The organism is Nocardia sp. NPDC003269 (assembly GCF_042888005.1).
GTDB lineage: Bacteria > Actinomycetota > Actinomycetes > Mycobacteriales > Mycobacteriaceae > Nocardia.
In genome coordinates, this window is the sequence record NZ_JBIAPA010000003.1 from 1,386,383 (window position 1) to 1,409,010 (window position 22,628).

Annotated in this window: 22 protein-coding genes; 12 read left to right on the top strand and 10 right to left on the bottom strand. The window is 70.8% G+C overall.

Annotated features, from left to right (window positions below):
* Positions 1–30 precede the first annotated feature (30 nt).
* From ACFYWJ_RS26410 to ACFYWJ_RS26420, 3 genes are all read left to right on the top strand, one after another.
* Positions 31–768 carry a VOC family protein gene (locus tag ACFYWJ_RS26410; RefSeq protein WP_355279564.1) on the top strand — a complete coding sequence of 246 codons (738 nt, stop codon included), beginning with the start codon at positions 31–33 and terminating at the stop codon, positions 766–768.
* Positions 769–873: 105 nt separating this feature from the next.
* A complete protein-coding gene (locus ACFYWJ_RS26415) occupies positions 874–2,187 on the top strand; it encodes a DUF1254 domain-containing protein (RefSeq protein WP_355279566.1) in 1,314 nt (437 codons plus the stop codon).
* 54 nt (positions 2,188–2,241) lie between these two features.
* Entirely contained in the window at positions 2,242–3,537 is a 1,296-nt protein-coding gene (locus tag ACFYWJ_RS26420; RefSeq protein WP_355279569.1) for a cyclopropane-fatty-acyl-phospholipid synthase family protein, read from the top strand.
* Positions 3,538–3,559: 22 nt separating this feature from the next.
* Here the strand turns inward: ACFYWJ_RS26420 and ACFYWJ_RS26425 are convergent, their stop codons facing one another.
* The 5 genes from ACFYWJ_RS26425 to ACFYWJ_RS26445 all read right to left on the bottom strand — a co-directional run bounded on the left by ACFYWJ_RS26425 (position 3,560) and on the right by ACFYWJ_RS26445 (position 7,991).
* Complete coding sequence (locus tag ACFYWJ_RS26425) at positions 3,560–4,135, bottom strand: hypothetical protein (protein ID WP_355279572.1); 576 nt, start codon at positions 4,133–4,135, stop codon at positions 3,560–3,562.
* Between the two features lie 119 nt (positions 4,136–4,254).
* Positions 4,255–5,796 (bottom strand): molybdopterin-dependent oxidoreductase, encoded by a 1,542-nt coding sequence (locus ACFYWJ_RS26430; RefSeq protein WP_355279574.1) that lies wholly within the window; start codon positions 5,794–5,796, stop codon positions 4,255–4,257.
* 49 nt (positions 5,797–5,845) lie between these two features.
* Positions 5,846–6,580, bottom strand: a complete 735-nt coding sequence (locus ACFYWJ_RS26435) for an anti-sigma factor (RefSeq protein WP_355279576.1) — start codon at positions 6,578–6,580, stop codon at positions 5,846–5,848.
* Positions 6,577–7,224: an ECF RNA polymerase sigma factor SigK gene (sigK, locus tag ACFYWJ_RS26440; RefSeq protein WP_355279578.1), complete on the bottom strand. Its 648-nt coding sequence runs from the start codon at positions 7,222–7,224 to the stop codon at positions 6,577–6,579. The genes ACFYWJ_RS26435 and sigK overlap by 4 nt, the downstream gene beginning before the upstream one ends.
* 122 nt (positions 7,225–7,346) lie before the next feature.
* Positions 7,347–7,991 carry a fasciclin domain-containing protein gene (locus tag ACFYWJ_RS26445; protein ID WP_355279580.1) on the bottom strand — a complete coding sequence of 215 codons (645 nt, stop codon included), beginning with the start codon at positions 7,989–7,991 and terminating at the stop codon, positions 7,347–7,349.
* Positions 7,992–8,170: 179 nt separating this feature from the next.
* Between ACFYWJ_RS26445 and ACFYWJ_RS26450 the strand changes: the two genes are divergently transcribed.
* Positions 8,171–8,794 (top strand): carbonic anhydrase, encoded by a 624-nt coding sequence (locus tag ACFYWJ_RS26450; protein WP_355279583.1) that lies wholly within the window; start codon positions 8,171–8,173, stop codon positions 8,792–8,794.
* A 43-nt stretch (positions 8,795–8,837) separates the two neighbouring features.
* On the opposite strand, the gene ACFYWJ_RS26455 is transcribed toward ACFYWJ_RS26450, so the two are convergent.
* The 3 genes from ACFYWJ_RS26455 to ACFYWJ_RS26465 form a co-directional block, all read right to left on the bottom strand.
* A complete protein-coding gene (locus tag ACFYWJ_RS26455; RefSeq protein WP_355279585.1) occupies positions 8,838–9,374 on the bottom strand; it encodes a DUF732 domain-containing protein in 537 nt (178 codons plus the stop codon).
* A 97-nt stretch (positions 9,375–9,471) separates the two neighbouring features.
* The gene (locus ACFYWJ_RS26460) at positions 9,472–9,849 is read right to left on the bottom strand and encodes a DUF2255 family protein (RefSeq protein WP_355279588.1); all 378 of its coding nucleotides are present in this window, start codon (positions 9,847–9,849) and stop codon (positions 9,472–9,474) included.
* A 27-nt stretch (positions 9,850–9,876) separates the two neighbouring features.
* On the bottom strand, positions 9,877–10,809 hold the full coding sequence (locus ACFYWJ_RS26465) for an alpha/beta hydrolase (protein ID WP_355279590.1): 933 nt from the start codon (positions 10,807–10,809) through the stop codon (positions 9,877–9,879).
* 163 nt (positions 10,810–10,972) lie between these two features.
* Here ACFYWJ_RS26465 and ACFYWJ_RS26470 point away from each other — a divergent pair, with 163 nt between their 5' ends.
* The 4 genes from ACFYWJ_RS26470 (at position 10,973) to ACFYWJ_RS26485 (ending at position 15,622) form a co-directional block, all read left to right on the top strand.
* Entirely contained in the window at positions 10,973–11,872 is a 900-nt protein-coding gene (locus ACFYWJ_RS26470; protein ID WP_355279593.1) for a helix-turn-helix domain-containing protein, read from the top strand.
* Positions 11,873–12,109: 237 nt separating this feature from the next.
* Positions 12,110–13,324, top strand: a complete 1,215-nt coding sequence (locus tag ACFYWJ_RS26475) for a CoA transferase (RefSeq protein ID WP_355279596.1) — start codon at positions 12,110–12,112, stop codon at positions 13,322–13,324.
* Positions 13,321–14,121, top strand: coding sequence for an SDR family NAD(P)-dependent oxidoreductase (locus ACFYWJ_RS26480; RefSeq protein ID WP_355279599.1), 801 nt, complete (start codon positions 13,321–13,323; stop codon positions 14,119–14,121). The genes ACFYWJ_RS26475 and ACFYWJ_RS26480 overlap by 4 nt, the downstream gene beginning before the upstream one ends.
* A 70-nt stretch (positions 14,122–14,191) precedes the next feature.
* Complete coding sequence (locus tag ACFYWJ_RS26485; RefSeq protein ID WP_355279602.1) at positions 14,192–15,622, top strand: aldehyde dehydrogenase; 1,431 nt, start codon at positions 14,192–14,194, stop codon at positions 15,620–15,622.
* Positions 15,623–15,634: 12 nt separating this feature from the next.
* Here ACFYWJ_RS26485 and ACFYWJ_RS26490 read toward each other — a convergent pair whose 3' ends face one another.
* Positions 15,635–16,540, bottom strand: coding sequence for a sigma-70 family RNA polymerase sigma factor (locus ACFYWJ_RS26490; RefSeq protein ID WP_355279605.1), 906 nt, complete (start codon positions 16,538–16,540; stop codon positions 15,635–15,637).
* 183 nt (positions 16,541–16,723) lie between these two features.
* On the opposite strand from ACFYWJ_RS26490, the gene ACFYWJ_RS26495 reads away from it, so the two are divergent.
* The 3 genes from ACFYWJ_RS26495 to ACFYWJ_RS26505 are packed head-to-tail and all read left to right on the top strand — an operon-like array spanning position 16,724 to position 19,784.
* Entirely contained in the window at positions 16,724–17,845 is a 1,122-nt protein-coding gene (locus ACFYWJ_RS26495; RefSeq protein WP_355279608.1) for an amidohydrolase family protein, read from the top strand.
* A complete protein-coding gene (locus tag ACFYWJ_RS26500; protein ID WP_355279611.1) occupies positions 17,842–18,222 on the top strand; it encodes a hypothetical protein in 381 nt (126 codons plus the stop codon). The genes ACFYWJ_RS26495 and ACFYWJ_RS26500 overlap by 4 nt, the downstream gene beginning before the upstream one ends.
* The gene (locus tag ACFYWJ_RS26505; protein WP_355279613.1) at positions 18,219–19,784 is read left to right on the top strand and encodes a multicopper oxidase family protein; all 1,566 of its coding nucleotides are present in this window, start codon (positions 18,219–18,221) and stop codon (positions 19,782–19,784) included. The genes ACFYWJ_RS26500 and ACFYWJ_RS26505 overlap by 4 nt, the downstream gene beginning before the upstream one ends.
* Here ACFYWJ_RS26505 and ACFYWJ_RS26510 read toward each other — a convergent pair.
* On the bottom strand, positions 19,778–21,379 hold the full coding sequence (locus ACFYWJ_RS26510; protein ID WP_355279616.1) for a helix-turn-helix domain-containing protein: 1,602 nt from the start codon (positions 21,377–21,379) through the stop codon (positions 19,778–19,780). The two genes, ACFYWJ_RS26505 and ACFYWJ_RS26510, sit on opposite strands and share 7 nt — an antisense overlap.
* A 131-nt stretch (positions 21,380–21,510) precedes the next feature.
* Here ACFYWJ_RS26510 and ACFYWJ_RS26515 point away from each other — a divergent pair, with 131 nt between their 5' ends.
* Positions 21,511–22,626: an NDMA-dependent alcohol dehydrogenase gene (locus ACFYWJ_RS26515; protein WP_355279619.1), complete on the top strand. Its 1,116-nt coding sequence runs from the start codon at positions 21,511–21,513 to the stop codon at positions 22,624–22,626.
* Positions 22,627–22,628: the final 2 nt, after the last annotated feature.

Sequence of the window (22,628 nt, forward strand, 5' to 3'; positions counted from 1 at the left end):
GGCGTGGCGCCGACCCTAGACTCGGGCCCCATGGCGACGCGGCTGGTCCAGATCCATCTGAAGGCTCGCGATGACGTCGCGCTCGGCGGATTCTGGGCGGCGGCGCTCGGCTGGCGGATGGACAGCGAGGCACCCGGGGTGGCCAATCTCGAGCCCGTCGGCTTCTCCTATCCCGATCCCGCCGCGGTCTGTCTCGACATCGTGATCGATCCGGCACCCAAGACGACGCGGAACCGCGTGCACATCGACCTCGCCACCGGCTCCGGCACCGAGCAGGCGGAGCTGGTCGCGCGGTTGCGCGCGCTCGGTGCGTCGCCCGCGGACGTGGGCCAGGGCGACGTTCCCTGGACGGTCCTCGCCGACCCCGAGGGCAACGAGTTCTGCGTGCTGGAGCCTCGGCCGGTGTACCGCGACACCGGGCCGATCGCCGCGGTGGTCGTCGACTGCGGCGATCCCCGGGCCATGGCCCGATTCTGGGGCGAGGCGATGGACTGGACCGTGCACGAGGTGTCCGACAACTTCGCGACGCTGCGGTCCGCCGCGGGCATCGGCCCCTACCTGGAGTTCCTCCGCAAGCCGGAGCCGAAGACCGTCCGCAACCGTCTCCACCTCGACCTGCGGCCCTATCCCGGCGACGACCACGCCGCGGAGGTGGACCGCCTGCGGACGCTGGGCGCCACCGACCTCGACATCGGCCAGGGCGACGTGCCGTGGGCCGTTCTGGCCGATCCGGAGGGCAACGAGTTCTGCGTGCTCACCCCGGCGTGACGTCCCACGATCCGGCAAACGCCCTGTGATGGGGTCGTGACTCCCCCCTGTTACGTTCGAAAAGAGGCTCGTCCCGGCTGGATCGCGATCCACGATGGAGGCGTCATGAGCGTGTTGTCCAGTGACCTGCAAACACTGAGCTACGAAGCGTATGTCTACCTGTACTCGCTGGTGACGATGGACGTCACCCGTCAGCAGCAGACGAACGCCCCGGCGGACTCCACCCCGGGTTTCGGACCGCCGAACCGGTTCCACCACATGCGCTCCTTCCCGGATGTCGATTTTCGCGCGGTCGTGCGGCCGAATTTCGACACGCTGTACTCCTCGGCCTGGCTGGATCTGACCCGCGGCCCGGTCCGCGTCCACGTTCCCGACAGCGGCGACCGGTTCTACATGCTCCCGATCCTGGACGCCTGGACCGATGTCTTCGCCAACCCGGGCAAGCGGACCACCGGCACCGCCGAACAGGACTTCGTCGTCGTGGGGCCCGGGTACGGCGGGGAACTGCCCGCCGGTGTCCCGGTGATCCACTCCCCGACCCCGCACGCCTGGATGATCGGTCGCACCCAGACCAACGGTCCCGCCGACTACGCGTCGGTGCGCGAGTTCCAGGACGGACTGCGGATCACCGAGCTGGGCGACCCGGCACCGTTTCAGCCGGACCCCGCCCTGGTCACCGAGATCGAGCCGCTGCGGCAGGTCAACGCGATGTCGGCCACGGAGTTCTTCGAGCGGGCCGCCACGGCATTGAAGGTCGACCCGCCGCACAGCACCGATTTCTCCCAGCTCGCGCGCATCGCGCTGCTGGGCATCGTGCCCGGCCGGGACTTCGACGCGTCCCGCTTCTCCGCCGCGGACCGCGCCGCGATCGATGCGGGCGTCACCGCCGCGCGCGCCGCGGTGCTGGCGGCGCCGATGGAACTCGCCCAGCCCGTCAACGGGTGGGTCAGTGTGCTGGGCACCATCGGCGTCTACGGCAACAACTACTTCACCCGGTCCGCCATCACGCTGGCGGGCCTGGGCGCCAACCCGCCCGAAGACGCGATCTATCCACTGCTGGCCGCCGACGCCGACGGCGATCCGCTCGTCGGCGACAACGACTACCTGATCCACTTCGACGCGGGGAAACTGCCGCCCGCGGCGGCGTTCTGGTCGATCACCATGTACGACGCCGAAGGTTTCCAGATCCCCAACGAACTCGATCGCTTCGCCATCGGCGACCGAGATCCCCTGCAGTACAACCCGGATGGCTCACTCGACATCCACGTCTCCCGGAAGAACCCGGGACCAGACCGGGAAGCGAACTGGCTGCCCGCGCCGAGCGGGCCACTGGGCATCACCATGCGCCTCTACGCGCCGCGCGCCGAAGCTCTCGACGGGACGTGGGCGCCACCACCGGTGCACCGGCGCCGGGACTGACCACCGCCCGCGTCGCTGCCGTCCCCGCGGGGCGACGCGGGCCATAGTGGTCGAATGGGTAACCAGACCACGGTCGCCGCCGCGTTCGAACCCCTGCTGCACGCCACCCTGGGTCCACACCCCGCGGTGGGACTCGCGTTCTGGGACGGCAGCGCGATCCAGCCCGACGGCGTGAGCCCCGGCACCCTGCGCGTGCGCTCCGCGGTGGCGCTGCGGCACCTGATCTGGGCGCCCGGCGAACTCGGCCTGGCGCGCGCTTTCGTCTCCGGCACAGTGGATCTCGACGGCGACATCTTCACGATGTTGCGCGCCCTCCAGTCCACCGCACCGAACGACGCCCGCCTCGGCATCGGCGCGGCCTGGCAGGCGTTCGGGGCGGCGCGGCGGCTCGGCGCGCTCGGCCGCCGCCCGCCCCCGCCGCCGGAAGAAGCGCGGCCGCGGCGCGGAGCGTTGCACACCCAACGGCGCGACGCGGCGGCGATCAGCCATCACTACGACGTCGGCAACGACTTCTACCGCCTGGTGCTCGGTCCGAGCATGACCTACTCGTGCGCGCGGTTCGTCCCGGGCGAGGACGGCTCGCTGGCGCAGGCCCAGCGCGCCAAACACGACCTGGTCTGCCGCAAGCTGGGGTTGGCCGAGCAGCAGGGGATGCGCCTGCTCGACGTGGGATGCGGGTGGGGATCGATGGCGATGCACGCGGCCTCCACCTACGGGGCGCGGGTCGTGGGCGTCACGATCAGCGGCGCTCAGGTCGACCTCGCCCGCAGGCGAGTCGCCGAGGCGGGACTGTCCGGCAGTGTCGAGATCCGCCTCGCCGACTATCGGGACCTGCGCGGCGAGGAATTCGACGCCATCTCCTCGATCGGCATGTTCGAACACGTCGGCTCCCGGCGCGCCGCCGAGTACTTCGACACCCTGCGCGCCCTGCTGCACCCGCGCGGCCGGTTGCTCAACCACGCCATCTCCTCGCCGGGCGGCTCCACCATGCGGAACCGCTCCTTCATCGGGCGCTATGTCTTCCCGGACGGCGAACTCCTCGACGTGGGCGAGGTCGTCCTGGCCATGGAGCGCGCCGGATTCGAGGTTCGCGACGTCGAGTCCTTGCGCGAGCACTACGCCCGCACCCTGCGCCAGTGGGTCGCGAATCTCGAAAATGGTTGGGAGCAGGCGGTTTCCCTCGTCGGCGAGGGACGAGCACGCGTCTGGCGGCTCTACATGGCCGCCTCCGCGCTGGGCTTCGAGGACGGCGGACTCGGCATCCACCAGGTCCTCGGCGTCGTCCCGGAAGCGAGGGGCGAGGCCGCCATGCCCCCGACCCGACGGCTCTGGGAACAGGAGACGGGGTGATCCCGCATCCCGCTGCCGCGCTTCATCCGCTCCGGGTCGTCCGGGCCTGCGCGCCCGCGGGCCAGTCACGCGGAATGCCCAGGATGGCGCTCGCCCCACGGATCGCGGCCAGCACGGCGTGCAGGTCGTCGAATCCCTGTCCGAAGACCTCGGTGCGATCGTCGATGCGGAACGGGCACAGGCAGGTGTGCGGGCTGGACGGGTCCCGGCGGGGGCGACCGAGCACGATCACCACCGGTCCGGCGGCGGTGTCGACGGCGCGCGCCCCCAGCGGCGGGCCGAACTCGCGGGCGGTCGCCCCGGAGGTGCCGCCGCGCGGGCGGCCTGCCACGGGGTCACGCCGCCGATGCGGGTCGGCCACGAGGTCGGTGGAGCCGAATCGGGCTGTCGCACCGGGGATATCGATCAGCGCCGCGTAGACGGCCGCCAACCGGTCCGGGCCGCGGACGCGATGGGTGCGCGTGCCCGCGACGCGATAGGTGCAGTGCCAGTCCTGCGTCATGGTGTCCTGCCGCGGATCGGCGATCTCCACGCCGATCTCGTTGTCGCCGTCCCGGACGGTGCTCGCCACGACTACTTCGCCCAGCTCACTGTTCACAGTTCCTCCTGATGGGTCCGTGATCCGACGACATACCCTCGGACCGGATGTGCCCGCGGTGCGGAGGGAGTTCGCGCCGCGCCCGTCGGGAGATGGGTGGAGATCGTGGACTCGCGCCCTCAGCGCACGGTCACCACCCGGGTGTGCCTGCCGGTGGCGCCGTCGGGGAACGGGGTGGTGCGGGCCTCGGTCTGGACGACGCCGGCGCCGTCGACGGCGCGGACCCGCAGCGTGTGGGTTCCCGGCGTGGCCGCCCACGTCCAGGTCCACTGGCGCCAGGTGTCGAGGGAATAGGCCGTGGCGAGGGTGGCGGGCTGCCACGGCCCGTCGTCCACCTGCACGTCGACGGCGGTGATCCCGCGTCCTTGCGCCCAGGCGACTCCGGCCACCGTCACCGGCCCGGTGGCGAGGGTCGCGAACGCGGCGGGGACGTCGATCCGCGACGCGGTCTTGATGGGTGCGCGTTCCGACCAGCCGCGCTCGGTCCAATACGCGCGGGCCAGGTCGAACCGGGTGAGTTCCAGGTCGACGACCCATTTGGTGGCCGAGACGTACCCGTAGAGACCGGGCACGATCATCCGCACCGGATAGCCGTGCTCGACGGGCAGCGCCGCGCCGTTCATGGCCACCGCCAGCAGGGCGTCCGGGTTGCCGAGGACCGCGGCCAGCGGGGTTCCGGCGGTGAAACCGTCCACGCTGCGCGACAGGATCATGTCGGCGCCGGGCGCGGGCCCCGCCTCCGCCAGCAGGTCGGCGAGGCGATAGCCCGTCCAGGTGGCGGTCCCGGCGAGCGTGCCGCCGACTTCGTTCGACACACAGGTCAGCGTGATCAGGGACTCGACGGCGCGGCGAGCGCTCAGGGTGTCGAAGTCCAGCACGATCTCCCGGTCCACCATCCCGTGGACGCGCAGCCGCCACTGCGCGCGGGTCAGCGACGGCAGCTGCAACGCCGTATCGATGCGATAGAACTCCGCGGTCGGCGTGACGAACCGGGTCAGACCGGGCACCGGAAGGTCCATCTCGGGCAGGACCGGCGGTGCCGGATCGGCGACGCGCGGCGGCACGAAAGCCGCACGGTCGGCGCCGATATCGCGCAACCGGGCGCCGATGACCCGTCCGGCGGCACCCGCCGCGATCGCCCCGGCGGTCACCCCACCGACGGCCAGCAGGAAGCCACGCCGGGTGAGCCCGTCGCCGGGCCGCCGAGCGGCCGGAACGACGAACAGCACGCAGAGCGCGGCGACTCCCGCGCCGGTTCCCGCCAGCGCGGGAATCGCGAAGTCCGGGCCCGCGCCCGGCCGGCGCACCGCGAGCACGGCGACAGTCACCCCCAGCGCCCCCAGGACCGCGGCACCGGCCGCCGGGCTGCGACGGGCGAGCAGCCCGATCAGCGCGGCGGCGGCCGCCATCACCGCGACCATCGTGATCGCCAGCGCCAGTTTGTCGTTCGTGCCGAACCAGCGGATAGCACTGTCTTTCAACCACTTCGGCGTGTGGTCGACGACGGTGTCCCCGAGGACGAAGAACGGGGAGGCGGCCGGATCGACGAACACCGCGACGAGATGCCCGACCCCGACCACCGTCGCGGCGGCGGCCGTCGCCGCCACCGCGGCGACGATGCGCCCCGGTGGCCGTGGGGAGGGCGCGATACGGCGGACCATGCTGTCACTCCTGAGGGGTCGAGTGCCGGCGCGGCCCGCCGTGAGCGGGTCAGCCGACGGTCATGCTGACGATCGCCGGGGTGGTCGGACCGGCCGATCCACCGGCGGGTTCGACCGTCACCGCGAGGGTGTCGGCGGTGTCGACGGCGGTCACCACCGCGGCGGGCCCGTCCATGACCGCGACCGAGCGGGGCGCGCCGCCCGCGGGCACCCGCCACAGCTGGTAGGCGCGGTCGGCGGGCAGTGCGGGCATGTCGTGGAACGACACCGCCGCGGCGCCCAGTGCCGTGGATTGATGCACCGTCATCTCGCCGCCGCCGGTGATCGCGACCGACGACTCCCGGCTGTCGGGCTCGTCGAGGACCTGCTGCGCGGTGATCGCGCCGGTGTCGTCGTTCGCGCGGTCGAGCACGACCGCCACCCCGGCGCCGACGCCGACCGCGACGACCGCGGCCGCGGCGGCGGCCAGCCGGCGCCACCGCCGGCGATTGGCGAGCGGGTCCCGCCGGGCGAGCGGACGCACCTGCGGATCGAGTTGGTCCAGTGCCCGCAGCAGCGCGGATTCCAGCCGGGCGGGCGGCGGCACCGAGTCGGACACGGTCAACGCGGCCATGGTCTCCCGGATGCGGTGCACGGCGTCGAGGAACGCCGCCGCGCGCTCGGGATCCGCCGCGGCGAGTTCGTCGTCGACGGCGCGCCGCTGTCGGACATCGAGCGCGTCGAGGGCGTAGGGATAGGGGTCGTCGAGCCACGGCCGAGGGGTCCGCCGATCTGTCTCGCTCATCGGGAATTCCCTCCGGTCAAACAGTTTTCGAGTCGTTTCAAGCCGTCCCTGATCCGGCTCTTCACCGTCGGCAACGGCACGTCCAGGGTCTCGGAGACCTCGGCGTAGGTGCGCCCGCTGTAGTAGGCCAGCGCCACCGCCTCACGCTGCAGGTCGGTCATCGTCGCGAGACAGTCCTGGACCGACTGCTCGTCGAGCCGCTGGGTCACCTCCTCGGCCACGATGTCGTGGTCACGGCCGAGGTGGGTGTGCCCGAACACCAGGTCACGGCTGGTCGCGGACTGTTCGGCGCGGACCCGGTCGACCGCGCGGCGGTGGGTCAGCATCATCAACCAGCCGATCGGGCTGGCCTTGCCCGCGTCGTACTCGCCCGCCAGCGACCAGGCCTGCAGGAACACCTCCTGCGCGATGTCCTCGGCGGCGCCGTGGTTGCGCACCACCCGCAGCGCGAGCCCGAACACCCGCGGGCTGGTGGCCCGGTAGAACTCGGCGAAGGCCGTCCGGTCCCCGGAGGCGATCTCGCCGAGCAGCGTCACCAGGCGCGCTTGCACCGCGTGGTCGGTCCGGGTCGGCGCCGGGCAGGCGGGCGCCGGGTCGGCGACCACGCGCAGCCGGATCGGCGAGGAGCCCGGACGGTTCGTCATCGTGTGGTCCCTGCGTGCGTCAGCATGAGAGGGACTTCGGCCAGCCCCGCGGTACGGATGGGCGCCACCGAAGACTTTCTCTCGTGACTCTACGGCCCTCGGCGGCGTGACCATCGTCGACCTCACGCCGCGGGTGGCAGGAGCACGCTGTCGATCAGGTAGACCGTCGCGTTCGCCGTGCGCACCCCGCCGCAGATCACGGACGCGCCGTCGACCTGCAGGTTGTCACCGGAACCGGTCACCGTGACGTCGGCGCCCTCGACGGTCTTGTGGGTGCCCGTGACCTGCGACGGCGACAGCTGACCCGGCACCACGTGGTAGGTCAGGATCTGGGTGAGCGTGGCCGAATCGGTCTTCAGCGCTTCGACGGTGGCCGGATCGACCTTCGCGAAGGCGGAGTCGACGGGCGCGAAGACGGTGAACTGGCCGCCGTTGAGGGTGTCGACCAGGTTGACCTGCGGGTTGAGCTTCCCCGACACCGCCGCGACGAGGGTGGTGAGCATCGGGTTGTTGGACGCGGCGACGGCCACCGGATCCTGGGCCATGCCGCTCACCGAGCCAGGGCCGGTGGGGACCTGCGCGGCGTACTCGGCGCAGCCGGGGCCGACCAGGCCCGACGCGTCGGCGCCGTTCGCGGCGGAGGTGGTGGTCATCGGTGCGGACGAGGTCGCCGACGAGGTGGTCGAATCATCGTCGGAACAGGCGGCGGCGCCCAGCACCGAGCCGAGAAGTGCTGCCGCCAGGAGTGTGCTGCGCAGGGATCGCATGGTCGTTTCCGTCGCTTCCGGGAGGGCGGCGAGCTGCCGCGCTGGAGTGGTGCAACGGAGTTCGGCCAGCCCACCCGGCCGGATGGCTCCGGCCGGAATCCGGATCCGGACTCGCGGCGGGTGCCGAGGTGGGCGGGGCCCATCCCCCCGCGGGCCGCGATTCGTGCAGTATGGGTCTTATGCCCCATTCGAATCCTGTAGCCGCGTGGAAGTCCCTGCGTGATGGAAACGACCGTTTCGTCACCGATACCCTGCAGCATCCCAGCCAGGGTGCCGCCGATCGCGCCAAGCTGGCCGGTGGCCAGCAGCCCTCGGCGATCCTGTTCGGGTGTGGTGACTCCCGGGTCGCCGCCGAGATCATCTTCGACCGCGGGCTCGGGGACATGTTCGTCGTGCGCACCGCCGGTCACGTGGTGGACAGCTCGGTGCTCGGTTCGATCGAGTACGGCGTCGGCGTGCTGCAGGTGCCGCTGATCGTCGTCCTCGGCCACGACTCCTGCGGCGCGGTGGCCGCCACCATCGACGCCCTCGACAACGGGACGGTGCCCGGTGGGTTCATCCGCAGCGTCGTCGAGCGTGTCACGCCGTCGATCCTGCTCGGGCGCCGGGAGGGCCTGACCAACGTCGACGAGCTGGAAGCCCGCCACGTCGAGGAGACCGCGCGCCTGCTCATGCAGCGGTCGTCGACGATCTCCGAGCGCGTCGAGGCCGGCGCGCTGGCCATCGCCTGTGTGACCTACAACCTCGCCGACGGGCGCGCCCAGCTGCGCAGCGTCATCGGCGATATCGGCGAGATCGCCTGACGGCGCGTGCCGGTCCCCTCCCCCGGGGACCGGCACGGCCGCGTCAGGCGTATTCGGGACAGAACTGCATCTGCGCCGCGACGACGAGATAGGCGGCGTCCCGGCTGGAATACCCCTTCTCGGTGAGCGCGGTGGCCATCTCGACATCGGTCGCGCCCGCGGCCCGTTCCTCGCAGATCGCCACCCCCATGTCGAGCGCGGCCTGGCGAGACGAGTAGTAGATCCCTTCGCGATCCAGAGTCGCGATGAACTCGTCCTGCTTCTCCGGGATCTTGCTGTTGCTCAACGCGTTCGGTGTCGAGGGCGCCGTGCGAGGCGCGCTCGAGCGGGGCGCGCCCGACGCCGGTGGCGGCTCGGCGGGTCCCCCGGCGGGCGGAGTGCTCACCGTCGACCGGCCGACGTCGGAGACGTCGCCCGCGGCGAGCAACACCGAGGTGGCACACCCACCACAGACCAGGAGCAGGACACCCAGCACCGCGAGCACCACCCACAGGGTCGTGTTGGTGCGGCGCGGCGGCTGCGGTGGATAGGCCGGGTAGGGCGCGGACGGATACTGCGGTGGTATCGGAGGCTGAGTCACGAATCTCCTTCGGTGCGAGACGAACAGCGGTTCAAGATCGCCATCCACCGCACCGGCGTTATCAACGACTCACACAGCGCCTCTCGATCACCGGGTCCTACTCTCCGCCGGGCTCCAGGCGCAGGGTGGTGCCCGTGGCGTCCGCGGCCACCATGGTGTCCAGAGCACTGCCCTGGCCCCGGTACTTGTCCCGGTAGGCGGCCGAGACAGCGGCCTCGACCCCCTGATCGGTCACCGGGACCGGACGCACGTCGGTCTCGATGCCACCGGCCCGGATGCGAGCGGCGTGCGCGGCCACGGCATGGCGGTACCAGCCGCCTCGGGTGCCGAACGCCGACCGGATGTAGAGATCGGGGCCGACCCGCACCGCCCAGATCGGGATCCAGCGGCGCAGTGTGTCGTCGGTGCGCCGGGTGGTGATCTCGAGTTCGTGTGCTCGCCCGAGCCGGTCGAGCTGATCTTCGTTCCAGGTCATCGTGCTACTCCTGCCGTCGGCAACCGATCAGAGGTGTTTCGTGAAGAACGGGATCAGCGCGCCGAGGGCCGGCTCGACGGCTTCGGGCTTGTCGTAGAGATCGTAGTGCGAGACGTCCGGGATGATGAGCAGCTCCTTGTCCCTCGACGCGGCGAGGTCGAACACCGTGTGCGCGTCGCGGTAGGCGCCGAACTCCCCGGGCTTGTTGCCGACGATCAGCAGCAGCGGCTGGGTCAGCAGTTTGTCGGCGAGGTGGTAGGCGTCGAAGCCGACGGTCGGCGCCAGCGACGAGAACAACCACAGGTTCGTGCCGTGCGGGTGGGCGCCACGCGGGGTCTTGTAGTACTCCGTGGCTTCGGCGACATCGATGTGCAGCGGCGGCACGAGCCCGAGTTCGCGCGCGGCGTCGACCGACGGCGGCAGCGAGCTGTCCAGCCGGGGTTCGCCGCCCCGAGCCTCGGCGGTGCGCTGCTTCGCCACCGCCTCCAGCATCGTGATCGCGGCGTCCGGCGACATGTCGCCCTGCCGGAACAGCCGGCCCAGATTGACGCCGGTGACCGTCGCCACCGCCTTGAACCGGCGCTCGGTCATCGCCGCGGACCAGGTGTATCCGCCGCCGGCGCACATTCCGAACACGCCGATGCGGTCCTCGTCGACATAGTCGAGGGTGACCAGGAAGTCGGCGGCGCAGCGGAAGTCCTCCACCCGCCAGGTCGCGTCCTCGAGCTGGCGCGGCTCGCCGCCGCTGGCAGCTTGGAACCCCGCGTCGAAGGCCAGGACGACGAACCCGGCCGCGGCCAGGGCCTTGCCGTACACCGAGCCGGACGTCTGTTCCTTACAACTGCCCACCGGGTGCGCGCTGACGATCGCCGGATACTTCCGCGCCGGATCGAAATCGGGCGGGAAATGGATATCGGCGGCGATGTCCACATGCTTGTTCTTGAAAGTCACGGTTTCCACGGCTCGGCTCCTTGCGAAGAATCGTTTGCTGATGCCTTCACGATTCCGAATCACGCCGCGAATGTGCAGGGTAGGGATTCCTACCCCGCACACGGCGGTCCGGCGGGTACGCGTGGACGTAGCGTGGAACCAGGTATCCCGAGGTGGCCAGGAGGATCACTCGATGAGCACGACCGACAGCAGCCGATCCGAACTCGGGGCGTTCCTCCGGGCCCGGCGCGCCGAGCTGACACCGGCCGACGTCGGCCTGCCCGACGACGGACGGCAGCGCCGGGTACCCGGCCTGCGCCGCGAAGAGGTCGCCCAGCTCGCCTCGATCAGCGCCCAGTACTACACCAGGGTCGAGCAGGGCCGCATCCAGGCGTCCGCTCCGGTCCTGTCGATCCTCGCCGATGCCCTGCGCCTCGACAACGACCAGCGCGGATACCTGCTCGGACTGGCCGGCAAGAGCCCACCGACGCAGCGCCGGCCGTCCGGCACGACGGTGCGGCCGTCGGCCCGGCGGCTGCTCGACACGATCGGCGCACCGGCCATCCTGCTCGGCCGCCGGATGGACATTCTCGCGTGGAATCCCCTCGCCGCCGCGCTCCTCACCGACTTCGCCCAGCTGCCGGACAAGCAGCGAAACTACGCCCGCCTGGTCTTTTCCGGTTCCGAGCTCCGGCAGCGCTACGTGGACTGGGAGTCGACGGCGACCGACTGTGTCGCGTTCCTGCGCATGGAAGCGGCCCGCGATCCGGACGATCCGCGGCTGAGCGAACTCGTCGGCGACCTCTCGATCAAGGACCCCCACTTCAGCCGGTGGTGGGCCGACCACCAGGTCGCCCGGCAGACCTCGGGAACCAAGACGCTGCGACATCCGCTCGTCGGCGACCTCGTGCTCGACTGGGAGACGCTCGGCTTCGCGGCCGATCCCGACCTGCAGCTCGTCGTCTGGACGGCCGAACCCGGCACCCCGGCGCACGAGGGTCTCTCCTTCCTCGCCTCCTGGGCGAGCGCCCACGCACCGGACGGTCCATCGACCGCGGACACCGGCGACACGGCCGAACACCGACGACACTGACCGCGCCCGGCGGAAATCACATATCGGTGCCGGAAATACGCCGACCGAATTCGACAATTTCGAATCCGCGCTTCATGAATAGCCACTTGGCCCCGCCGAAACGGTGACTTAATATTCGAGGACCGGGCGGACACATTTTGTCCAGCCGAATTCGAACACATCACGGCTCCACCCGATCCAGCGCGGACCGCTTGCGCGAGTTCAGCTTTCGGAGCCTGCCCAGTAGGGAGCACAACAATGACCGGACCACTCGACGGCGTGCGCATTCTCGACCTGACCTCGAATTTCATGGGCCCGTTCGGCTCCTTGCTGCTCGCGGACATGGGTGCCGATGTGGTGAAGATCGAATCCCCCGCCGGGGACACGACACGCGGCGTCGGGCCCTGCCGCAACCCCGGGATGAGCGCGATCTTCCTGCACCTCAACCGCAACAAGCGCAGCGTCGTCCTCGATCTCAAGAAGCCCGCCGGGAACGCCGCGCTGAAGCGGATGGTCGGCTCGGCCGATGTGCTGCTCTACAGCCTGCGCCCCAAGGCGATGGCGAAGCTCGGCCTGTCCTTCGCCGACGTCCATGCCCTCAATCCACGCGTCATCTACTGCGGCACTTTCGGATTCGGGCAGAACGGCCCCTACGCCGACCGGCCCGCCTACGACGACCTCATCCAGGCCGCGGTCGGGATGCCGGTGCTGCAGAGCCGCAAACAGGGCCCGCCGAGCTATGTGGCCACCGCGATCGCCGATCGGGTGGTCGGCATGGCGGCGGCCAACGCGGTCGCGATGGCGCTGTTCCGGCGCGAGCGGACCGGCCGGGGCCAGGAGGTCCAGGTGCCGATGTTCGAGACCTTCGCCCAGTTCGCGATGGGCGATCACCTGTACGGGCACACCTTCATTCCCTCGATCGGCACCTCGGGATACGCGCGCATGATGAACCCGGATCGGCGCCCCTACCGGACGCTGGACGGGTACCTGGGCGTCAATGTCTACATCGACAAGCACTGGCAGCGGTTCTTCGAGATCTCCGGACGCCCCGACATGGCGCGGGATCCCCGCTTCGCCGATATCCACGGCCGGACCGAGAACATCGCGCTGCTCTACGACTACCTCGCCCAGGTGCTGGCCACGAAGTCCACCGCGGAGTGGCTGGAGATCCTCACCGAGGCCGACATCCCGGCCATCGCCATGAACACCCCGGAGACCCTGCTCGACGATCCCCACATGAAGGAGGTCGGCTTCTTCCGCGAGGAACAGCATCCGACCGAAGGCCTGTTGCGGTCGATGGGCATTCCGCAGCAGTGGAGCGAGAGCTCCCCCGCATTGCGTTATCCCGCACCGTGTCTCGGGGAGCACTCGATCGAGGTGCTGACCGAGTACGGCTTCGGCGCCGGCGAGATCCGGGAGCTGTTCGACGCGGGCGCGGCGCACGCCCCCGCCGACGACGGCGCGGTGCGATGAGCGGGCTCGCGGGGAAGGTCGCTGTCGTCACCGGCGGCACCGGCGGGATCGGGCGCGGGGTCGCCCTCGACCTCGCGGCCCGGGGCGCGACCGTCGTGCTCAACGGGCGCGACGCGACCAAAGCCGCGGCGGTCCTCGCCGCGATCGCCGAGGCCGGGGGCACGGGGCATTTCGTCGCCGGTGACGTGCGGTCCAAGGCCGAGATGGACGCGCTCGCGGCCGAGGCCGCCGCCCGCTTCGGCGGGATCGATATCGTCGTCGCGGCGGCGGGCGGCAACGACGACGAAGCGCGCAGCCCCGAGGTCCGCGGCCCGTTCGCCGAGATCGACCTGGCACGGGTGACCGCGTTCATCGGTCAGGCGGTGGCGGCGAAACTGCTGGTGGTGCAGGCGGCCGTGCCGTACCTGCGGGAGCGGGGCGGCGGCAGCGTGGTGTTCGTGACGTCGGAGGGCGGGCGGGTGCCGACGCCGGGGCAGACGGCGATCGCCACCTTCTCCGGCGGACTCGTCCAGGCGAGCAAGCTGCTGTCGAAGGAACTGGCGCGCTGGCGGATTCGGGTGAACTGCGTGTGCGTGACGGTCGTGCGCGACTCGCCGTCGTGGAACGCCGCGTTCGAGTCCGAGGACGGCGTCTCGCTCCAGCACCGCAAGCAGTACGCGGCGATCGTGGAGCGCGCCCCGTTCGGCATCGCCGCTCCGCCCGATATCGGGGCCGTGGTGGGCTTCCTGGCCTCCGCGGACGCGCACTACCTCACCGGCGCCACGATCAGCCCCACCGGCGGGTTGACCCTCCACTGAGCGGCGCACCGGCCCAACACAATTCAGCGATGCCCCGACCGGCACACCGGGGCGAACGAGAGGACCGCACGTGGTCACCGAACACGATTCCCACTACATCGACGGCGGATTCCGGACCGCCCATGCGACGGACCGCCTTCCGGTCGTCGACCCGGCTACCGAGGAAGCCTTCGCCGCGATTCCCGACGGCGATGCCGACGATGTCGACCGAGCGGTGCGCGCCGCCGCGACGGCGCAGCGCGCCTGGGCGGCCACGACTCCCGGCGAACGGGCCGACTTCCTGCGGGGCCTGGCCGACGCGTTCGAGGACCGCAGCGAGGAGATCGCCCAGCTGGTGACGCGGCAGAACGGGACGCCGATCAGCGTGTCCAGGGCGATGCAGCAGATGGTGCCACGCAACTACCGGTACTTCGCCTCGCTCGCCGACACGCTGCGCACGGAGACGCCGGTGTCCACCTCGGTCGGCGATGCCCTGGTGCGCCGCGAACCGGTCGGCGTCGTCGGCGCGATCGTGCCGTGGAACGGCCCGCAGCCGCTGACCGCGTGGAAGATCGGCCCCGCCCTGGCGGCGGGCTGCGCCGTGGTGATCAAACCGGCTCCGGAGACCAGCCTCGACGCCTTCCTGCTCGCCGAACTCGCGGAACAGGCGGGGGCGCCCGCCGGTGTCGTCAATGTGGTCGCCGGTGGCCGGGAGACCGGGGCGGCGCTGGTGGAACACGCACTCGTGCGCAAGATTTCGTTCACCGGATCGACCGCGGCGGGCAAGGCCATCGCCGCGAGCTGCGGCCGCGACCTCAAACGGGTCACCCTCGAGCTCGGTGGCAAGTCGGCGGCGATCCTGCTCGACGATGTGGATCTGGAGGCTTTCGCGCCCTTCGTCGCCTCGGCGTGCGCGCCGAACACCGGGCAGACGTGCCGGGCGCTGACCCGCGTGCTCGCTCCGCGATCGCGCTACGACGAGGTGGTCGACGCGGTGAGCGCGGCGCTGACCGCACTCCCGCTCGGTGACCCCACCGATCCGGGGAACTTCTTCGGGCCGCTGGTCTCGGCCCGCCAGCGGGAGCGGGTGGAGTCCTATCTCGACCTCGGTCGCGCGGAGGGCGCCCGGATCGTGGTCGGCGGCGGGCGACCCGCCGGATTCGACCGCGGGTTCTATGTCGAGCCGACGGTGTTCGGCGATGTCACCAACGACATGCGGATCGCGCGGGAGGAGATCTTCGGCCCGGTGGTGGTCGTGATCGCCTACGACGGGGAGGACGAGGCGATCGCGATCGCCAACGACTCCGACTACGGCCTCGGCGGCGGTGTCTTCTCGACCGACCGGTCCCGGGCCACCGAGGTGGCCCGGCGGGTCGAGACCGGAACCATCGGCGTCAACAGCGCGTCGTTCCCGATGGAAGCGCCGTTCGGCGGGGTGAAGAACAGCGGGATCGGGCGCGAACTCGGTCCGGGCAGCCTCGATCCCTATCTGGAATCGAAGACGATCTTCCGCGGCGCCTGAGCGCACGAGTGCTCAGCGCGTCGGATCGGTCACCCGGGTGAGCTTGGCGGGGTTGGTGACCGAGTAGATCCCGAGGACGGCGTCGTCGGGATCCACCTCGAGGACGACGACCGCGAGCGGCGCGTCGCCGTCGAAGATCACCGCGCACGGATCACCGCTGACCGTGCGCCAGCCCACCCGGTAGCCGTCGAGGCCACCGGCGGCGACGGCGAGGAACACCTCGGCGACAGCGGTTCGCCCGTGGACCGGCCGCAAGGAGGTGGCGGGTCCGGTACCGCCGCCGTCGGTCCAGAGGGTGACCTCCGGGGCCAGGACTGCGAGGAGTTTCTCGAGGTCGCCGCCCATCGCGGCGTCGACGAAACGTTCGGTCACCTCGCGGCGGATCCGCGGGTCCACCTGGGTGCGTGGTCTGCGCGCCTGGACGTGGGCGCGGGCGCGATGGGCGATCTGGCGGACGGCGGCGGGTGAGCGGTCGACCATGTCGGCGATCTCGGTGTGCGGATAGGCGAAGACCTCGTTGAGCACGAACACCGCCCGCTCGAGCGGCGTCAGCGACTCCAGGACCACCAGCATCGCCATCGACGACGATTCGGCGCGCACCACGCTCGCCGCGCCGTCGCCCACGGCGGTGTCGGCGTCGAGCAGCGGCTCCGGAAGCCACTGCCCCACATAGTCTTCGCGGCGCCGGGCCAGCACGGACCGCCGGGCCAGCGCCTGGTTCACCGCGATCCGGGTGAGATAGGCGCGGACATTGTCGATCGGCTCGCCACCGCGAACGCGGGCCTGCCACGCCAGCCACGCCTCCTGCAGGACGTCCTCGGTGTCGGCGACGCTGCCGAGCATGTTGTAGACCACCGAGAACAGCAGCTCGCGGTAGCCGAGGAAGGTCTCGGTGGCGGTGTCGACGGCATCGGTCATGGCGGTCCTCCGGTCCGGCGGGATGGTCTTTCTACGAAGAGGCGCGCGGCACCGCCGAGTGTGACAAGCGCACCGGAATCTGTGATCCACCCCACAGGATCGCCCCTTCGGCGTCACGTTCTGCCCGCAACGCGCCCTCCTCGTCGGCGAAATCTCTTCCACCATCCCCGACCAGGAGCTCCCATGCGAACCCGCATCAGCAATGTCCGTGTCTTCGACGGCGAGCGGCGCATCGATCGAACGACGGTGCTGCTCGACGACGACCGGATCGTCGCCACCGACGACGCGCCCGCCGAGATGGAGATCGACGGGTCCGGCCGCACCCTGTTGCCGGGGCTCATCGATGCCCACACCCACGTCTTCGACGGCGACCTGGCCCGAGCACTCGCGTTCGGTGTCACCACCGAACTCGACATGTTCTGTCTCCCCGACGTGCTGACCGCACAGCGGGCGGCCGCGCGGCGACGTGACGATATCGCCGACATCCGCAGCGCGGGCACCCTGGCCACGGCGCCGGGCGGCCATCCGAGTCAGCTGCTGGCCGCACCGGAGATCGCCGCGCTCGGCCTCGCACCGTTCGATACCATCGCCGGCCCCGAGCAGGCGGCTGATTTCGTGCGGGCCAGGCTGGCGGAGGGTGCCGACTACCTCAAGATCGTCATCGACGACGGCAGCGTGCACGGCACGAGCCTGCCGGTGCTGTCGGAGCAGACCGCGCGAGCGCTGACCGCCCACGCCCACGACGCCGGATTGCAGGTCATCGCGCACGCGATCACCGAGTCCGAAGTGCTGATCGCGCTCGCGGCCGGTGTCGACGGGCTCGCCCACGTGTGGACCGATGTCACGGGCGGCACCGATGAGCTGGCCGACCGGATCGCCGCGCAGAACGTGTTCGTGGTGAGCACCCTGGTGTACTTCGAGGCCATCACCGGGCAGCGCGAGCGCACCGCCGACTGCGCGGTGCCCGGCTCGTTCGACGACGCGATGCGCGTGACCCGGGCACTGCATCGGGCCGGCGCGTCCCTGCTGGCGGGCACCGACGCGACCCCGTACGTGCCCGCCCACGGCAGTGGCCTGCATCGGGAGCTGGAGCTGCTGACCGCGGCGGGGTTGCCCCCGTTGGACGTGCTCACGGCCGCGACCAGCCGGACGGCCGATCGCTTCGGGCTGTCCGATCGGGGACGCGTCGCACCGGGCCTGCGCGCGGATCTCCTTCTCGTGGAGGGCGATCCGACCACCGATATCACCGCCACCTCCGCGATCGCCGAGGTGTGGCGGCGCGGCGTGCGCCAGGCCCGCCGATGACCGCGGCGGTCGTCGCCCGGTGGCCGCTGCCGCTGTTCCGGGCGACGGTGACGACGGCGGCGGTCCTGGTGTTCGCGCAGGCCGCCCTCGCGGGCGGTTTCCTCGCCGGACACTTCGAAGCACTCGCGCTGCACAGCCGCAACGGCGGCATCGTGGCGCTGGTGTTTCTCGGCCAGCTCGGCTGCGCGATTCTGCTGTGGCGCAAGGGCGGCGGACCCGCCTGGCCCGCCCGGACCGCGGTGCTCCAGTTGTCCATCGCGGCGGCACTGATCCCGCTCGGCGAGGAACGTGTACTGGCGGTGCATATTCCGCTCGCGGTCGGGTTGGCCATCGGCACGGCGCTGCTGGTGAGCTGGGCGTGGCGGTGGCGGCGATGAGCATCGGCAGACGTGGATTCCTGCGCGCCGGCGTCGGTGTGGGAGCGGCCGTCGCGCTCGGCGGCGCGGGCTGGGCGGCGGTGCCGAACATCGGGCGACCCGGTGAGCCGGGTCGGCTGCTGCCCAGCGCCGCGCCGCTGCCGCGACCGTTCCAGGCGCGGCTGCCGATTCCCCCGGAGCTGACGCCCGTCCGGTCCGATCTGTCCACCGACTACTACGAGATCACCCAGCGCACAGCGCATCTCGACATCCTGCCGGGGCTGCGCACCGAGGCGTGGACCTACCACGGCAGCTTTCCCGGGCCGACCATCCGGGCGAGATCCGGTCGGGCGACCTCGGTGCGCCATCGCAACGAACTGCCGCACCCGACGGTGGTGCACCTGCACGGCGGGCACACCCCCGCCGACAGTGACGGCTACCCGATGGATCTGGTCCTCCCGGTCGGCACGAGCACCGCGCCCCCGCCGAACCACGGTCACGGAGTCGCCACGTCGACCGGTGCGCTCGCCCACGGCGAACGCACCTACCGGTATCCGAATCGTCAACGTGCCGCGTCGCTCTGGTACCACGACCACCGGCACAGCTTCACCGGCCCGGCGGTCTGGCGCGGGCTGGCCGGGTTCCACCTGATCGGCGACGAGATCGAGGACGCGCTGCCGCTCCCCCGCGGCGACCGGGACATTCCCCTGCTCATCAGCGACCGCTCCTTCGCCGCCGACGGCTCGTTCGCCTATCCGCTGGCCGATCCGGAGCTGCGCACGCCCGGAGTCACCGATCGATACATGAACGGAGTCCTCGGCGACGTGGTGCTGGTCAACGGCGCGCCGTGGCCGCGGCTGGAGGTCTCGCCGGTGCGCTACCGCTTCCGGCTTCTCAATGCCTCCAACGCCCGCCGCTACCGGCTGACCCTCGAATCTTCTCCCCCGGGAGGCGGTTTCGTGCAGATCGGCAGCGACGGCGGCCTGCTGGAGCGGCCGCTCCGGCATGACCACATCGACATCTCCCCGGCCGAACGATTCGACGTGATCATCGATTTCGCCGCCTACCCGCCCGGCACCTCGGTTCGGCTACGCAACGCCCTCGGCACCGGACCGACCGCCGACGTCCTGCGTTTCGACGTCACGGGTCCGCCGCGACGCGACGACACCACCGTCCCCGATCGGCTCGCGCCCGTGGAGCGCCTGGATCCCGCCACCGCCGTCGCCGAACGCACCTTCCTGTTCCAGCTGGGCCCGGCCGGCTGGTCGATCAACGGCGCTGCCTACGAACCCGGTCGCGCGCTGGCGAACCCCCGCCTGGGCACCGTCGAGATCTGGCGCTTCATCACCGATTTCCACCACCCGGTCCATGTGCACCTCGATCCGTTCCAGGTCGTCTCCCGGAACAATCGCCCACCCGGGCCCTTCGACGCGGGCTGGAAGGACACCGTCGACGTCCGCCCCACCGAAGCCGTCGAGGTGGCGGTCCGTTTCACCGACTACCCCGGCCCGTTCATGCTGCACTGCCACAATCTCGAACACGAGGACATGGCGATGATGGCCGACTTCGTGGTGGGTCAGTAGACGGTGATCCGCAGGGCGCGCATCTTCGCGTAGAGCGTGGTGCGCGAAATACCCAGGGCCTGAGCCGTTTTGACCTTGTTGCCGTCGAACTTGCGCAGCGCCTCGACGATGACGTCACGCTCGGCACGGTCGATGGGCATCAGCGGCCGCAGCGGCTGCTGGGCGCGGTAGGCCTCGGGGAGGTCGGCGAGGACGACCGCGCCGGTGCGCCGGTGCCGGACGACCTCGGTGACGACCGCGCGCAGTTCACGCAGATTGCCGGGCCAGTCGTGGGCCGACAGCGCCGAGAGCGCACCGGGCGTGAAATACAGCGAGCCGTCCGCGCCCGCTTCGCGCAGCATCGCCGCGACCAGCGCCGGGATCTCGCCGCGCCGGTTGCGCAGCGGACCGAGTTCGACGCGATCGGTGCATTCCGCGGCCAGCGCGGCGGCGCGGCCGGTGAGCGTGTCCACCGCTCCGGTGACCAGCACGACGCGCGGTACCTGCCGGTCGGCGACGTGGGTGGCGACGAGGTCGATCAGATCGTCGGGCAGCAGGTCGAGCCCGTCGACGCAGACGGTGCCCTGCCGGGCCCGGACCAGTGCGGCGAAGTCGCGGGCGAACACGTCGCTGCCGTCGAGCAGGGCGTTGGCGGCGGTCAGGACGGTGACCGGTTGCTCGGTGGCGTGTTCGCGCGCGGTGCGCGAGCGTCCGGACCCCGGCGGGCCCGCGACCAGCAGCGGATCGCCGGGGTCGAGCGCTCGGCGGGAGTAGGCGATACTCGCCCGTTCCCGCGGTTCGACATTGAGCAGTGTGCCCCCGGCCGGCCCGCCGACGCGGGTCGCTTCGACCCGCACCGCCAGCCCGGACTCCAGGGTCAGGTCGAAGACGGAACTGCGGCGCACATCCGGTGCCATCATGCGCAGCAGCGCGACGTCGGTGGCACCGAGCAGATCCGCGGCGGCCTGGTTGGACATGAGCAGGTCACGCCCGATGGCCAGCACCGCGCGGCGGCGCGTGCCCGCGGCCTGGAACGCGGCGAGCAGTTCCTTGTCCGAGACGCGGGAACCGTCGAGCAGCCGCTGCTCGATGTCGGCGACGGCGCGGGCGACCAGGGGTGGCAGCAGCGGGCTGGCCGCCCTGGCCACCGTGGACAGGTCGAGCACGCCCTCGATCCGGCGGGTGGTGGGGTGGAAGATGGGGTGCCCGTAGCAGCTCATGCGCCGCAGCGGAACGGCGAAGTGCTCGGCGCCGTTGACGGCGATGCTGGTGCGGGTTTCGAGGGCGACGCCCGGTGCGGTGGTGCCGACCACCTCTTCCAGCAGGGACGCGCCGACATCGACACCGAGATCGTCGAAGACCTGGCGGGCGCCGCGGTTCCCGCACCACTGGTGCGCGATCCGGCCTTCCCGGTCGACGACGATCGTGGTGAAGTCGGTGCCGTCGAGCCGATGCTCGAGGTCGTCGAGCACGACCGCGGCCGCGGCCATCAGCGGACTGGCCGCGTCGATGTCGACATAGCTGATGGTGTCCAGCACCGAACCCGGCTCCAGTCCGGCCATCGTCGCACGATGCCAGGACGCGGCGATCGGTTCCCGCTGCACCTCGGTGTCCATGCGTCCACGGTAGCAATCGTGACCGGGGTCACGATTGTCCAATTTCTGAACAGTCGCGAGGTCCGCACGTTGCGACCGTGGTTCCCGTCACTCCAGACGGGGCGCATCGACGAGGATCAGGAGAACCCGCCATGAAGACCAAGGCCGCGGTCGTCTACCAACCCGGCAAGCCGATCGAGATCGAGGAGCTCGAACTCGACAAGCCGCGCGAGGGAGAGGTACTCATCCGGTATCTCTATGGCGGGCTGTGCCATTCCGATGTCCATATCGCGCACGGTGACCTCGAAGCGCGGCTGCCGATGGTGCTCGGGCACGAGGGCGCGGGCATCATCGAAGAGGTCGGGCCGGGCGTGACCCGGGTCAAGCCCGGCGATCACGTGGTGTGCTCGTTCATTCCGAACTGCGGCACCTGTCGCTACTGCTCCAACGGTCAGCAGTCCATCTGCGACATGGGCGCCACGATCCTGGAGGGCTATCTGCCCGGTGGTCGCTTCCCGCTGCGGGGACCGGCCGGTGAGTACGGCGCGATGTGCATGCTCGGCACCTTCAGCCAGTACGGGGTGATCCACCAGAACTCCTGCGTCACGGTCGACGAGAACCTGCCGCTGGACAAGGCGGTGCTGGTCGGCTGCGGCGTGCCAAGCGGGTGGGGCTCGGCGGTCAACACGGCCGAGGTGAAACCCGGTGATGTGGTGGTCGTCTTCGGCATCGGCGGGCTCGGGATCAACGCGGTGCAGGGCGCCCGCTTCGCCGGCGCGCGCTACGTCGTCGCGGTCGACCCGCTGCACAACAAGCGCGAACGGGCGCTCGAACTCGGCGCCACGCACGCCTTCGCCGACGCCGGTGACGCGCTCGCCACGATCAACGACCTGACCCGCGGCCAAGGCGCCGACGCCGCGATCCTGATCCCGGATCTGCTGACCGCCGAGATCGTGCGCGCCGGCTTCGACGCCGTCGGCAAGGGCGGCAAGGTCGTGCTGACCGGGCTCAACAAGCTCGACGAGATCAACATCCAGCTCCCCGGATCGATCATGACGCTGTTCCGGAAGGAATTGCGCGGCAGCCTCTTCGGCGACTGCAACCCGACCGTCGACATCCCCAAGATCCTCGGTCTCTACCAGAGCGGCGACCTGAAACTCGACGAGCTCATCACCCGCACCTACACCCTCGACCAGGTCAACCAGGGCTACGACGACCTGCTCAACGGCCAGAACATCCGTGGCGTGCTCGTGCACGACCACTCCTGACA